At 58.5% G+C, this 12,564-nt stretch carries 12 protein-coding genes; 1 reads left to right on the top strand and 11 read right to left on the bottom strand.

The genetic code is table 11. The features are described from left to right. Positions 1 to 74: 74 nt before the first annotated feature. The 10 genes from ACOY6C_RS10750 to ACOY6C_RS10705 form a co-directional block, all read right to left on the bottom strand. A complete protein-coding gene (locus ACOY6C_RS10750) occupies positions 75 to 842 on the bottom strand; it encodes a class I SAM-dependent methyltransferase (RefSeq protein WP_420905478.1) in 768 nt (255 codons plus the stop codon). Positions 843 to 874: 32 nt separating this feature from the next. Continuing rightward, positions 875 to 2,464 (bottom strand): ArnT family glycosyltransferase, encoded by a 1,590-nt coding sequence (locus ACOY6C_RS10745; protein ID WP_420905477.1) that lies wholly within the window; start codon positions 2,462 to 2,464, stop codon positions 875 to 877. Positions 2,465 to 2,639: 175 nt separating this feature from the next. Then, complete coding sequence (locus tag ACOY6C_RS10740; protein WP_420905476.1) at positions 2,640 to 3,587, bottom strand: hypothetical protein; 948 nt, start codon at positions 3,585 to 3,587, stop codon at positions 2,640 to 2,642. A gap of 164 nt (positions 3,588 to 3,751) precedes the next feature. Then, positions 3,752 to 5,143 (bottom strand): MBOAT family O-acyltransferase, encoded by a 1,392-nt coding sequence (locus tag ACOY6C_RS10735; RefSeq protein ID WP_420905475.1) that lies wholly within the window; start codon positions 5,141 to 5,143, stop codon positions 3,752 to 3,754. Beyond that, positions 5,143 to 5,913 (bottom strand): SDR family NAD(P)-dependent oxidoreductase, encoded by a 771-nt coding sequence (locus ACOY6C_RS10730; protein WP_420905474.1) that lies wholly within the window; start codon positions 5,911 to 5,913, stop codon positions 5,143 to 5,145. The genes ACOY6C_RS10735 and ACOY6C_RS10730 overlap by 1 nt, the downstream gene beginning before the upstream one ends. Then, positions 5,910 to 6,356, bottom strand: a complete 447-nt coding sequence (locus tag ACOY6C_RS10725; RefSeq protein WP_420905473.1) for a MaoC/PaaZ C-terminal domain-containing protein — start codon at positions 6,354 to 6,356, stop codon at positions 5,910 to 5,912. Before ACOY6C_RS10725 ends, ACOY6C_RS10730 begins: the two co-directional genes overlap by 4 nt. Before the next feature lie 17 nt (positions 6,357 to 6,373). Continuing rightward, positions 6,374 to 6,613, bottom strand: coding sequence for an acyl carrier protein (locus tag ACOY6C_RS10720; protein WP_420905472.1), 240 nt, complete (start codon positions 6,611 to 6,613; stop codon positions 6,374 to 6,376). After that, entirely contained in the window at positions 6,606 to 8,399 is a 1,794-nt protein-coding gene (locus ACOY6C_RS10715) for an HAD-IIIC family phosphatase (RefSeq protein WP_420905471.1), read from the bottom strand. Before ACOY6C_RS10715 ends, ACOY6C_RS10720 begins: the two co-directional genes overlap by 8 nt. Before the next feature lie 129 nt (positions 8,400 to 8,528). Then, a complete protein-coding gene (locus ACOY6C_RS10710; RefSeq protein WP_420905470.1) occupies positions 8,529 to 10,508 on the bottom strand; it encodes an SUMF1/EgtB/PvdO family nonheme iron enzyme in 1,980 nt (659 codons plus the stop codon). A gap of 163 nt (positions 10,509 to 10,671) precedes the next feature. After that, complete coding sequence (locus ACOY6C_RS10705) at positions 10,672 to 11,337, bottom strand: hypothetical protein (RefSeq protein ID WP_420905469.1); 666 nt, start codon at positions 11,335 to 11,337, stop codon at positions 10,672 to 10,674. Positions 11,338 to 11,555: 218 nt separating this feature from the next. Between ACOY6C_RS10705 and ACOY6C_RS10700 the strand changes: the two genes are divergently transcribed. Beyond that, the gene (locus tag ACOY6C_RS10700; protein WP_420905468.1) at positions 11,556 to 11,981 is read left to right on the top strand and encodes a rhodanese-like domain-containing protein; all 426 of its coding nucleotides are present in this window, start codon (positions 11,556 to 11,558) and stop codon (positions 11,979 to 11,981) included. A gap of 34 nt (positions 11,982 to 12,015) precedes the next feature. On the opposite strand, the gene ACOY6C_RS10695 is transcribed toward ACOY6C_RS10700, so the two are convergent. Beyond that, a complete protein-coding gene (locus ACOY6C_RS10695) occupies positions 12,016 to 12,525 on the bottom strand; it encodes a CBS domain-containing protein (protein ID WP_420905467.1) in 510 nt (169 codons plus the stop codon). Positions 12,526 to 12,564 lie beyond the last annotated feature (39 nt).

Here is a 12,564-nt window from a genome sequence, read left to right as displayed (position 1 = left end):
AGAATAAACGCCCCGTGCGTTCTTTGCGGGCTGTCCGGGTCGGACAGGGGGCGGCGGGAGCCATCCGACCCCGATCAGGGGGCGCCCGGAGCGATGGCCGTCACGACATACCCCAACGTATCGTCTTCCGACCCCCAACCCCACCGCAAGGAAACGTGCCCCAGGATCAGACCCGCGCAGAAGAGCGGCAGGCAGGCCAGACCGGCCAGGGTCGGCACCGGACGCCTGCTCAAGACGGCGCGATAGACGACGCTGATCAGTTTATAGGCCAACACCGTGATATCCGTACCCCTGGGCCTGACCTGGATCTCGTGGAATCCGGCCTCCTGCAACAGTCTTTCCAGGGAGGCGGGTGTCAGACGCCAATAATCAAAAGGGATGTAGTGATAACGCGCCTGAAAGGGAATGGTGAAGAACAGGGTGCCGCCAGGCCGCAGAACCCGTTGGCACTCGGCCAGAAAACCCGCAGTATCCCATACATGTTCCAGTACCTCGGTATGGAACAGATGCTCGGCCCAACCGGTTTCGATGGGGAAACGGTCTCCTTGATACCATTCGGTCTCCTGGGTTGAGTAATTGAAATGTTCAGGCGCGCCCGTCCAGTCCAGGCCGCGATAGACGCATTGATCCGACAGATAGTGACGATAGGGTTGGGCTCCGCACCCGACCTCCAGGATTTGTCCGCGACACGCTTGCAACCAGGGGATCAGAGGATGCCGTATCGATGCGGATTGCAGGTCCAACCAGGGACGCAGATTGAAGAGCCATCGGCTCCAGAGGGTCGAACCAGGGGGGAGATTGTCTGGGGGCCGAAACGCTTCGGAATCCGCGGAATTCGCCATCGTGTTCACCTGTCGGATGAGGATCGGCTGTGTCAACCCGTTGGAACGGAAGGTTGCAGTCGTGCGCGGCCATGCCGAATCAGTTGCATGAACCGATCAATCAGCAGGGTCACGCCTGTCAAACCCGCCAGAATGAAGAAAAGGTCATGCGGAATACGGTAGGAGGCCAGAGGATCGACCATGGAGCCTGAAATGGCCGATGCCATGAAATGGGGAATGATCATCAGCCACAACAAACGCACCTCCCGTCGATGGATACCCAACAAGAGCAGGATGGCCGCATAGCAGAAATCGCGGATGGGGGGATATTTATAATTCAGGCTCCTGAAAAATTCCGCGACAGCATGATTGCCCGGCTCTTTTGAGAAAAGGTTGTCAACGGTGTCCACATACTGCTTGGCCTCTTCGTGGTGGCGACGATCTTCCTGGCTCAATTTCGAATGCGCCTGGTCCCGTCGTTCACGCGCGACATTGGTCGGGATCGGAGCGCATTCCGCGTATTGACAATTCTTTGTGTCAGGATTGTCCCCCTGGGGTTGCGACTGACCTCCGGTTGCCGGTTTCGGGGGTGGGGGCAGATCGAAGGGGCGGGAGAACTGGTAATGGATGTTTTTGTAAACCGATTGCCAGAACCGCGCGGGCTGGGCGCGGATGGCCTCCATGGAGACATCGAAAATAAAGTCCTCGTTGCCAAAATTATCTATAATATCATGAAAGAAAATGGGTTTCGGGGTTGAGAGGAATTTTTCCAGGGTGATTCCGTTGTCCCGGTAGAGCGGGTTGGACAACAATTTTTCTTCGATCAGGTTGATCAGACGTTGCGAAGCGGGGCCGTTCTCCGGAGCTATGATGCGGCTGAACATGTAGATGTTGCGAAACGGGATCGCGTGTTTGCCACCCTTGAACAGGCCAAAGTCATGGAATACCAGGGCATGATAGGAGGCCAACAGGAGCAGTCCAGCCGCGAAGGCGGACAGCGTTGCCCCGGCCAGGAGAAAATTTCGCCTGGAGAATCCAAAACAGAGTACAGGCAGCACGAACACGAACAGATAGAGCTGCGACATGGGGCGGATCAGAACCGGCAAAAAGGAGACGAACCCGATGACGGCATAGGCTGTCGGCGTGCGCACCTGATGCAGGCGAACCAGGACCACGCCCCAGATGGTCAGAAACAGTGCCAGAACCGGGTCGCTGGTCAAGAAATGACAGAAAAGGGTGTACTGGAAATGGAGCAGGGCAAACAGGGTGACCACGCGGGCGAGGTTTCTGCCGAACAGCCGCCCAATATAATAGATCCCCAATATTGAAACCAGATAGATCGTGAGAAGGAACAGCTGAATGGAAACAATCCCGCCCCGAGCCACCAAACCAACGATGATGGAGATTCCTGGCGGGGTGATCCAGAGACCTTGCTGCTGGTTGCCAGAAAGGAAGAGATCAAAATAGTACAGAAAATAACGATATCCGTCCCGCCCGATCCCGATCGGCCACCCGATTGAGACGATGAAATACAGTACCGTCGCGGCCAGCATGACCAGAAGCACGAACCGTCGGTCTTCGGCAATCGTTTCGCGGATGGAGATGGGATGGTCGAACCGAATCCATGGCTGTGCAAACGACATCGAGTTGCCCCATACCATCATGGTGTTGCATTCCTCTCCGAGCGGTTGTCCGGTGCGTCATTCAGGTGGCGATGACCAAAGCGTCCATGCCGGATTCAGACCGTTTGGCCACAACGCGCATACCGATCATGGGTATTCGCCATCAGAATCTCATGCATCGTAAGGCAAACAGTCCTTATAAGCAAGCCGTGAGCCGAGGTTCGAGCCGTTGCAAGAACTCCCGGCTCCATCGTTCGCTGCTGGCCGTGTCCAGGTGACTGCCATCGAGCGTGTTCAGATCGTCCATGGGAAAAACGATCCGATCCATTTCCAACGCCTCGGCAAGGCGTTCAGCGAGAAATGTTTTGCTATGGGCATGGGGAACATAGGTCAAAACGATGCATCCGCGCTTGACGGGAAGTTTCTCGACAAAAGCCCTGGCCGTGGCGATGTGGGATTGAAGAACGGCTTCATCCTCGGGTTCTTCCGGCAATTCGACCACCGGGATCTCTCCGACCTGCGGTTCGGGAAAAATCCAGCGTCCATCCTCCAGCGAGCGGAACACGGTGGGCTTGACACCACAGAGCAGGGGTTCGAACAGGGGAAATCGACCATGGCAGGCGACTCTGAGTAGGGTATGCCAAACCTTTTTGACCCGGGCATAACCATTCTCCCGCCAGGGGTCTTCCAACAGCCGGACGGCATGTTTGCTGAGTTTCCTGGCAAAGAAATTGTCCGTATTGATCACGATCAGGGATGGTCTGGGTTTGATCCGATCCAGGATGGCCTGTGCAAATTCATCTTTTTCATTATGGCCGAACCCCAACAGATAAGGTCGTGCCGTTGGATGACGCAACGCAAAATCATGGAACGCCTGCGTGGAGAAGCCGAATTGCAGGCGGCTGCTGCCAAGAAACAGCAGTCTGGCTTCACGAACACGGTCGTTCATCCCCTCTTCGAGGTCAAACAAATGCGCGGCATGATCATAATGTCCATGGGTGGTGACATTGCAATAAGCCATGTAGGTGCCATCCGGGCCGAAATCATGACAACGGGCGGCACTTTTGTCCGTCAGGAATTTGAATGGCACGGTCAGCAACATCATGGTCAAGAGGCTGATAATGAATACTCTGTGGCTCATCATCTCCAATCTTCCTCAACAAGAGACGGTCTGGCACTGGCTGACCTGCATCATGGGGGGTGAGGGGGCCATCCTGGATGGTCCGCCAAATGGCGAAGCAAGGTGTTCAGGCACGGTTCGAAGCCTTCCAAACCGTGCGCGTCGGGTGACGCAACGGTCCAGCCCGGTCAGAAATTGAAATACAGAAATTCCTTCGGAACGTTCGTGTTCATATAGACCAGGGAGGTGAGCATGGCGGTCGTGGCAAGAAGAAGATTCTTCCAGGTCGGCATGAACTCCATGGAGAGCTGGTTTGAGTTTTTTTTGTGGAAGATCATCAGAACACCCATGATGATCGGGATGAGAAGATCAAGCCTGCTGGTGATGTAGAGGGAGGAACGATGCCAGGATTCGTTGCTGAACGGCGCCTGCGTATTGACCAGTGAAGCGATCATCTCCCATGCGTGGGGCACCGTATCGGCCCGAAAGAAAATGAAGGCGAGGTTGATGTACAGGATGGTCACGAACCACGCCAGCCATGCCGGCAGGCGTGGTTTCTTGTTCTTCTTGCGGAGTTGGTTGACGATGAGTCCCAGGCCATGAAGTGCGCCGAAAATCATGAAGTTCAAGCTCGATCCATGCCAGATTCCGGCGATCATCATGGCCGCGAAGGTCGCAAACATCGCCTTGGCAAAGGTGATTTTGCGGAAAGAACGGATGATCGGTGTGTAAAGATAGGTGGTGATGAAGTTGGAGAGCGAGATGTGCCAGCGCATCCAGAAATCAACGATCGAGCGGGCCTGGTAAGGGGAGTTGAAATTGATCGGGATCCGTATCCCGAACAACAGGGCCGTGGCCACGGCCATATCCGAATAGCCGCTGAAATCATAGTAGATTTGCATGGTAAAGGCGGCGCTGGATACCCAGGCTTCCATCATGGAAAGCGATGCGGTCGAGGCATGACCCGCATCCGCCAACCTGGAAAAGCTGTCCGCGATGACGGTTTTTTTGCACAGCCCGATCGAAAAGAGAAACAGGGCCTGGGCCAGATGCCGGGCATTCAAACCAAGGGTCGCGGGATTGTCCAGTTGTCGCGTCATCTCCCTGGCGCGCAGGAGCGGTCCCATCGAGACGGTCGGAAAGAATGCGGCCAACAGGGCATGTTCGCGGAAGGTGGCTGGGGGGACCACGCCCTGGTAACAATCGACGAGATACATCACCTGGGTCAGCGTGAAAAAGCTGATACCAAGCGGGAGTTGGCTGAAATATTTGTAATAACCAAGCAACAGCAGATTGAAGGCAATGCCGAGAAACAGCAGGAACCCGCGGCGATGCTTCGTTCGCACGGCAGGCGGGGTGGCGTCATCCGCCCCCATGGCGCGTGCGATTGCGTGGTTTGCCAGCAGCGAACCCAGGAGAATGGGAAAATTTTCCGGATTCTCCCAGGAATAGAAGACAAAGGAGAGGCCGATCAACCAGTCGAATGCCATCTTTCCCTGCGTGGATCTGGCCAGAAGATGAAATCCGAGGACGCTCAACGGAAGGAACAGAAAAATGAAGCCGTAGGAGTTGAACAGCATCAGAGGATCCCCCCCGCGGTGACGGGCAGATTGACGCCACTGATATGGTCGGAGTCGCTGGAGAGCAGAAAGCGCAAGGCGGGAACAATCTCCATGACGGTGGCATTCTTTTTGGTCGGATGTGCCGCGGCGGTCATTTCGATATATTTGGGCGGGATGTCGGACAGGAATTGGGTGTCCACCATGGAGGGCGAAAGGGCATTGAAACAAATCGGTCGGTCCGCGTATTCGACCGCCAGCGAGCGCAGCAGACCCAACAGGGCATATTTGGCCATGGTGTACTGTGCCATGTATTTGGGGGGGGCGCCCAAGGTCACGCTGGAGAGCATCAACACCACCTTGCACCTCCGGCGGGATTTGAGCATATCCGGCAGGAACGCTTGCAGGATCATCGCGATGGAGCGGAGCTGGATTTCCAGATCCGGGATCAACCTGTCCCAGGAGAACTCCGTGAGGCGTCGCAATTCGATGCGTGCGGCAGCCAGATGCACGATCTGTGTCGGAAAACCATGACGAGCCCGGATGGTCGCCAGCATATGGCCCAGCTCCGACTCCTGACGGAGATCCGCCTGGATGATCTCGAGCGGTTTGTCCAGACTGGAGATCTCTTGTTGCAGGCAGGCCAATTTCCCTCCCCCTGAACAGGCATGGGCGATTATTTGCCCGCGGAACGGGGTGTGGTCTGGGGTTGTGCGGGTGAGTTGTCGGATCAGCTCCCGACCGATATCCGAGGAGCTGCCTGTAATCAGCAGGGTTTCGTCGTGGCTCATGCTGGCTCCTTGTCGTCAACCAGTCCGACCTTGATTTTGGCTTTCGAGACCACGACTTCCGCGTCGTTGACAATGGTGGCGCCGACCTGAAGCTGTTTGCAGGCCTCATTCAGATAGACGATCCGGCCCGATATCGTCAGGGTGTCACCGATGAAAACCGGCTTGGAGAAGGCGATGTCGATCCCGTGCAGCAACGCGAACCGGCCCGGAAGATAGACCCCGGCCAGGGTGGAATAGAACGAGGCCGTCAGAAGCCCGTAAACCACGCGATCCCTGAACCCTTGGCGCACCGCGAAGGTGGCATCGACGTGCAGCGGATTGCAATCCCCGCTGATGGCGAGAAAGCGCTCCATCATCGTTTCCGTGATGGTGGCCTGAAACGCGTGTTCCAGCCCGATCCGCAGATCCTGCCATTGGTACGCGTTGATGGTGTGGGTGGACATGGATCGGAGGCGCGGGATCAACGGGACAATTTTTTTTCCATCAGGTCGATCATGTCGCCCACGTTCTTCAGGGACTCCAACTCGCCCAGGGCGAAGCGGATGTGAAACTCCTGCTCGATGGCGGAGACCAGATTGATATGGACGAGGGAGTCCCAGCCATCGATCGTCGCGGCGCTGGATTCACGGGTGACGACCAGATCCTCGATATCAAAGATATCTCTGAAGATGGGTTGGAGAAGGGTGAGAAGGTCATGCATGGTGGATATCCTTGATGCTGACGTTTCTGGATTGGTGGATGGTTGGGTCGAGTCGCCACACCGAAGAGGATCCGTCTCCGGCTTGTGCCACGCATTCAAAACCCAACGTGCCGTAATGATCCGCGACCATGCCATTCTTGGCGGTACGATGGTAGTAACCGAGGATCTCGCGGATGCCGCGTTGGTTGGCCCTGGCGACCAGAGCATCCAGCATGGCATGCTCCATATCCCGTTTCAGAACCCGACAACTCATGAGCCAGAGTTGGATGTGGGCCGTGTGTCGTTCCACCTTCGCCGCGATCACCGTCACCAACCCGTTGTCTCCAAACCGATCCGCCAGGCGACCGTACAGGGTGATGTGATCCGGAGAGGCGGCCATTGCCTGCATCTCGGCCAGGGTACACCGTTTGGTGGTCAGATTGAACTGATTGGTTTTGTTGGTGAGTTGGGTGATGCGATCCAGGTAGACCGGCGTGAATGGTCCGATTTCGGCTTTCATTTCCAGGGAAGCCAGGAACGCGCCATAGTCGGCGAACTGGCTTGCAAGAAGCGTGCGTTCCGCGTTGTCGGCGTAATAGGCGGTGCGTCGGGCATCCTCCTGATTGAGTCGCGGCACCTCGAAGAACCCTTCGCGATCCACGAATTCGATGAAACGCGATACCTCCGACCCCACATCCGGAACCGCCACGGGAGGCAGTTGGGCCTTGACAAGCGCGCGCTCGGCTGGATTGTCGTCCACGAAGACGAGCGCATCGAGTCCGATGTTGATCTCCTGGGCAATCTGGGCGATGTTGTCGGGTTTGGGGTGCCAATTGGCCTTGAAGGCCGTGAACCGATCCGATTGGAGAATCATGTCCGGATGGGTCAGCCCTTGTTGCGCATTTTCGAGGTCGTTCTTGGAACAAACCGCCAGCAGGATGCCCCGTTCGTTCAGTTCCCGGCAATAGTTCTGGAAAGCGGTGAAGGCCTCCCCCTGCGGGGTCTCCTTTCCCAGAACGATCCCCTGCACCCCGTCATCCCCGATTACGCCGCCCCAAAGGGTGTTGTCCAGATCCAGCACCAGGCATTTGCGACTTTTGCCGTAGGCAGCCCGGATCAGTGTGGCCAGGGCGTGCGCCAGATGGACCGTGCCGGTATGGGTGACCGCCATTTTGTAGCTGAACCAGTAATCGAGATCAAACCATTGTTCCAGACCGATACGGGCCGAAAGATAGTGAATGTCGTTGATGATCAGGCCGGACAGTTGTCGGGCAGCCCGTGCAAATTCAAGATTGAGGCGAAGGATGTAATGGGTTTTTCCATATGGCTCGGTCGTATCCAGACCGCCCAGAGCGCGGGTTGGGGGTAAATCAAAATTGTTTTGAATGACCTGACAGTGCAGTTCGGTGATCAGTTTGTTCCAGATCGCCTGATAACGTGCCATCTCCTTGTGCAAGGAGTCTGCAATCCGTTCTTCGGAATCGAAGACCTTGGGCGAGAAGAGGAGGTTGACGTTTGTCGTGTGAATGAAGGCGACATCCGGTTTGAATGCGCGCAGGGATGTGTCGTCGATGACCACATCCTCAAAATATTTTCCGTATTCGGATTCGAAAAAGGTCGGTTTGAAACCGGATTTCAGCAGGAACAGTTCAAGAATGCCACGAATTTCAGCGGTCGTGGAGCCTCCCAGCAGGGCGATCCGGATGTTCCGCAGATCCGGTTGTTGGAGCAGATCCTGGCAAATGGCCTTCCGCTTGCGCAGGATGGTCTTGATGTCGAACGGATAGTCCAAGGATTCAGTGAGCATGGCGTGGATTCGTGTTCATTTGGGAAACGGGCGTGGTTTGGAAATGAGCTGGAGACCGGTCCGTCGCGCGTGTCCTGACGTTGCGAACAAGGGCGCGCCCGTTTTTATCGGGAGTCGTCGAGTGTGGGGTTACGAGTAACGCACCAGACGGAAACCCAGATCATCATGGGCCAGGCCGGACTCCACGCGCTGACGTCGGGCGGTGCGGCACTCCTTGGCCAGACAGGCGAAACCACTGCCGCGCACCACCCGCGCCTCGTCCACCACACCCGGTTGCGTGTTGCCGGCGTGCGTGCGACCGGCGGCGAAATCGGCCTGGAACCGGTCTTCGGTCCACTCGCGCACATTGCCCGCCATGTCGTACAACCCCCAGTCGTTGGGTTTCTTTTCGCCCACCGGACGGGATTGCCCGCCGGAGTTGCTTTTCAGCCAGGCGTAGTCGGTCATGCTCCAGTGGTCCTCGTCCCCGGAGATGAACGGCGCGGCCTGACCCGCCCGCGCGGCGAACTCCCATTCCATCTCCGTGGGCAGGCGCACGTTCAGGTGCTCGCCGAGCATGCGATTGAACTGCCTCAAGAATTTCTGCACGTCGTTCCAGGAGACCCGCGCCACCGGATGGTTGATCTTGCTCTCCCGGTACTGTCCCGGTGGATAATCTCCCATCACCCGATGCCAGCGACCCCAGGTCATCAGATATTTGCTGATCCAGAACCCCTCGATGCGCACATCCCGTTGCGGCAACTCCTCGGGTCGGCGTCCCGTCTCGCCGGGCGGGGAACCGATCCGGGCAACGCCCCCCGGCAACCAGATGAACTCCATGCGCAGCAGCGGATCGATCCACAAGGCGCCCCGTTTGCGCGGCGCCGCCGGAGCCTGTGGGGGCGCGGCGGGCGCGGGCGCGGCGGGCGCGGTCACCGGGGAGGGGGTGGCCGCGGCCACCACTTCGCGGGCCCGGGTCGAGAGCCCCGCCGGTCCATCGGGTCCGCCCGAGGTGCTGGCCACATCCCCGCGGGTGGGATGCAGCACCTCGCTTTTGCGCGCTTGCAGTTCGTCGGGATCGACCTGGGTGGCAAATTCGTTCATCGAGGCGATGAAGCTGCGCCAACTGCTCTTCTTGCGGACTCCGCCGCATTCGGCGCCACCCATCATGCCGGGTTCCGGCGGACGGAGGATGGTGGCGCCATCGCTGGCGTGGGCAGCCTCGCCGGAACTCCCATCCCCCATCAGACTGAGTCGCCATTCGCGCACCGATTGCGGGCGCTCTTTTTCCAAAACCATCAACGCCCAGTCGATGGCCTGGAGAAAGGGGACCGAATAACGCTCCTTGCCGATCTCGACGGCGGGGGTGAGGGGATCGGGTTCGCCGCGCAGGCGGGCCGAGATCCGTTTGGAGGCATCGATGGGTTTGTCCCCGGCGATGCAGCGGTAGAGCACGCCACCCATGGCGTAGATGTCGGACCAGGGCCCCTGCCGATCTCCCGACGAGTCGTACTGTTCGAACGGCGAATAGCCGAGGCTCAACAGGCTGGTCATCTGATCGCCCTGTCCGGCCACGGCCTGACGCGCGGAACCGAAATCCAGGATCACCGGCGTGCCGTCGGCGCGGATCAGGATGTTGGGCGGCTTGAGATCGCGATGGATGAAGGCGGATTTGTGCAGAAGTTCCAGGCCGTCGAGAAGCGGCGGCAGGATCCGTTTGATGGTCGGCTCGGGCAGCACCTTGCGCCGTTTGAGAATGGCGTCCAGCCCCTCGCCCTCGACGTACTCCATCACCATGTAGGCGGTGTTGGCGTTGCGGAAGAAGCTCACCACCCGCACGATGCTCGGATGGCGGAAACGGGCGACGATCTGGGCCTCCTTGAGGAAGCTGTCCAGACCCCAATCAAAGGTTTTTTTGTCTTCCGGGGAGTTGGGCAGAACCTGACTCCCCTGGCGACGCGAGGCGAAGGCGGTGGGGAGATACTCCTTGATGGCCACCATCTGGTTCTGATTGGTATCCCGGCCCAGATAGGTGATCCCGAAGCCGCCCTTGCCCAACACCTGGATGATCTCGAACCAGAGCAGTTTCGAACCAGGGGGCAATGCGCTGCTGAAGGGTTCCGAATTCATGAGACCCAGCCGGATGGTGCGGATTCTTGGGGAGTGAACATGAACACCGTGGTCCTGACAAGCGAAAACGTACAAGATGGGGGGTGAACCGCCTCATGCCCGGCCCCGCGAGCCTCCTGACGGGTGTTCCACGTTGGAAGCCGGAATCCTCTCTGAAAAGAGGTCAGACGGGTCGCGACAGCGTGGACAGGCGGGCGCGCAGGGCGCCGATCTGATCCTCCAGATGATCGTCCGGAAGCCCCTCTTCCTCGGCATCCAGCCTCTGAACTTTAGTCCGTTCCACTTCCGGGCGCAATGGAGATTGCACGCCTGCGGTTTCGGAGATGGCATCCAGGGACGGGTCGTGGCCGGTCTGTCCGATCAGACGCACCGATCCGCCGTGTTCATCGCCATCATCGCGGTGCCAGACGCTCTCCTCCTGCTCTTCGAGCGTCTCCTCGAGTTCCCAGGGGCGGGGGCGGCGTCGGGTCAGTCCCACCATCATGTCCCGACCATCGCGGATCCAGTCGGCAACGTGATCCATGCCATTCCGGAACATCAAGGTGATCCCCGCCGCCAGAACGATCCCTCCTTCCAGCAGGCGCACCCCGAACGGATGTTCCCCGGCGCTGGCGGCCAGGGCGCTGCGACGTTTCTGGGTTTCGCGCGCCGCCTGTTGTTGGGCCCGTTGCTCGATGCGCGCCCCCTCCTGGCGTATCTCGTGCAAGCGCACGCGCTGTCTGGGTTCGATCTTCTGGTTGTCCAGAATCGAAGGACGTCCGGCCCGTTCGGCCAGGAGCCGTTCGTTGGAGGTAGAGCGGCAACCGGGTTTGCGTTTGTTAAGGTTCATGGTCACTGATCCGTCGTTCCTTGCCGTCGATCCTTGGCCGAGACGCCTGGCCGTCGTTTTTTGGAAAAGTCGCTTGACGTCACCACCGATTCGGTTTACCACTAGAAACAAGGATGATTCGAGAAGAATTTATCATCTCAAATCGTGTAAATATTCTCCTGGGTTCCGCGTCAGCCTGTGACGCATCCCCCACCAAGACATGAAGACAGGAGGTCTGCATGCTCCCATCCGCCCCCCACAGCCCCTCCCATCCTGAACTCGGTCACCTCACCCCCGACGAGGCCCATCGACTGGTTCAGCAACCCGACACCCTGTTCATCGACATCCGTTCCGAGGTGGAGCATTTCTTTGTCGGCAGTCCGCCCGGGGTGGTCAACATTCCCTGGCAGGATGCCCCGGATTTCGAACTCAATCCGGATTTCGTCCCGGACGTGCTGCGCGCCGCCCGATCCAAGGAGCGCACCATTGTTCTGATCTGCCGTTCCGGTCACCGCTCCATCGATGCCGGCAACTGCCTGCTCAAGGAGGGGTTCCTTGTGGTCCACCACGTCCTCAAGGGGTTCGAGGGGGACCGGGATGAGTCGCACCACCGTTCCAGCGTCAATGGCTGGCGTTTTCGCGGGCTACCCTGGGTGCAGTGCTGAAACGGTCCCTCGCGTCGCGTCTCCCTGGAGCGGGTCAGCCGTTCAGGGAGCGCTGCGCGATCCCCAGCATCTCGGGAACCAGATAGATCAGAAATCCGATCACCGACAACACCACCAGCAGCACCATGCCGCCCACCACATTCACGGTGAGATCCCCGAATCCGTCAGAACGGTTGCGCATGGCGGCGATGTCGCGCATCGACACCACCCCCATGAAACGTGGTCCGTTGAACACCACCAGATGGCGGATGCGGTGTTCCTTCATCAGATCCAGGCTGTGCTTGCAGGTGGCATCGAACTCGACCCGTACCAGATTCCGGGTCATTACCTCATGGATCGGCGTTTGGGCGGGATCGCGTCGTTTGCCGACCACCCGCACCAGCAGATCGCGTTCGGTGAAATAGCCCACCACGCTTGCCCCTTCCATCACCACCAGGGATCCGACCCCGCGGTTGACCATGATCTCCACCCCCTCGGAGACCGTGCGGTACTGGTTGACGGTGGCAACATCGTCCTGAATGGCGCTGGTGATCCGGCATGACATGATGTAAAGATCCTTGTTTGGCATCGGAACAGTGACCCG

The sequence above is a fragment of the Candidatus Magnetaquiglobus chichijimensis genome, from assembly GCF_045865675.1.
Classification (GTDB): domain Bacteria; phylum Pseudomonadota; class Magnetococcia; order Magnetococcales; family Magnetaquicoccaceae; genus Magnetaquiglobus; species Magnetaquiglobus chichijimensis.
Note: the sequence above shows the minus strand (reverse complement) of the source record. Positions and strands in the feature narration are given on the sequence as shown.

What these genes read in the sequence shown, in the direction of transcription:
- ACOY6C_RS10750 (WP_420905478.1), bottom strand. Translation starts at nt 842, where the DNA reads ATGGCGAATTCCGCGGATTCCGAAGCGTTTCGGCCCCCAGACAATCTC.
- ACOY6C_RS10745 (WP_420905477.1), bottom strand. Translation starts at nt 2,464, where the DNA reads ATGTCGTTTGCACAGCCATGGATTCGGTTCGACCATCCCATCTCCATC.
- ACOY6C_RS10740 (WP_420905476.1), bottom strand. Translation starts at nt 3,587, where the DNA reads ATGATGAGCCACAGAGTATTCATTATCAGCCTCTTGACCATGATGTTG.
- ACOY6C_RS10735 (WP_420905475.1), bottom strand. Translation starts at nt 5,143, where the DNA reads ATGCTGTTCAACTCCTACGGCTTCATTTTTCTGTTCCTTCCGTTGAGC.
- ACOY6C_RS10730 (WP_420905474.1), bottom strand. Translation starts at nt 5,913, where the DNA reads ATGAGCCACGACGAAACCCTGCTGATTACAGGCAGCTCCTCGGATATC.
- ACOY6C_RS10725 (WP_420905473.1), bottom strand. Translation starts at nt 6,356, where the DNA reads ATGTCCACCCACACCATCAACGCGTACCAATGGCAGGATCTGCGGATC.
- ACOY6C_RS10720 (WP_420905472.1), bottom strand. Translation starts at nt 6,613, where the DNA reads ATGCATGACCTTCTCACCCTTCTCCAACCCATCTTCAGAGATATCTTT.
- ACOY6C_RS10715 (WP_420905471.1), bottom strand. Translation starts at nt 8,399, where the DNA reads ATGCTCACTGAATCCTTGGACTATCCGTTCGACATCAAGACCATCCTG.
- ACOY6C_RS10710 (WP_420905470.1), bottom strand. Translation starts at nt 10,508, where the DNA reads ATGAATTCGGAACCCTTCAGCAGCGCATTGCCCCCTGGTTCGAAACTG.
- ACOY6C_RS10705 (WP_420905469.1), bottom strand. Translation starts at nt 11,337, where the DNA reads ATGAACCTTAACAAACGCAAACCCGGTTGCCGCTCTACCTCCAACGAA.
- ACOY6C_RS10700 (WP_420905468.1), top strand. Translation starts at nt 11,556, where the DNA reads ATGCTCCCATCCGCCCCCCACAGCCCCTCCCATCCTGAACTCGGTCAC.
- ACOY6C_RS10695 (WP_420905467.1), bottom strand. Translation starts at nt 12,525, where the DNA reads ATGTCATGCCGGATCACCAGCGCCATTCAGGACGATGTTGCCACCGTC.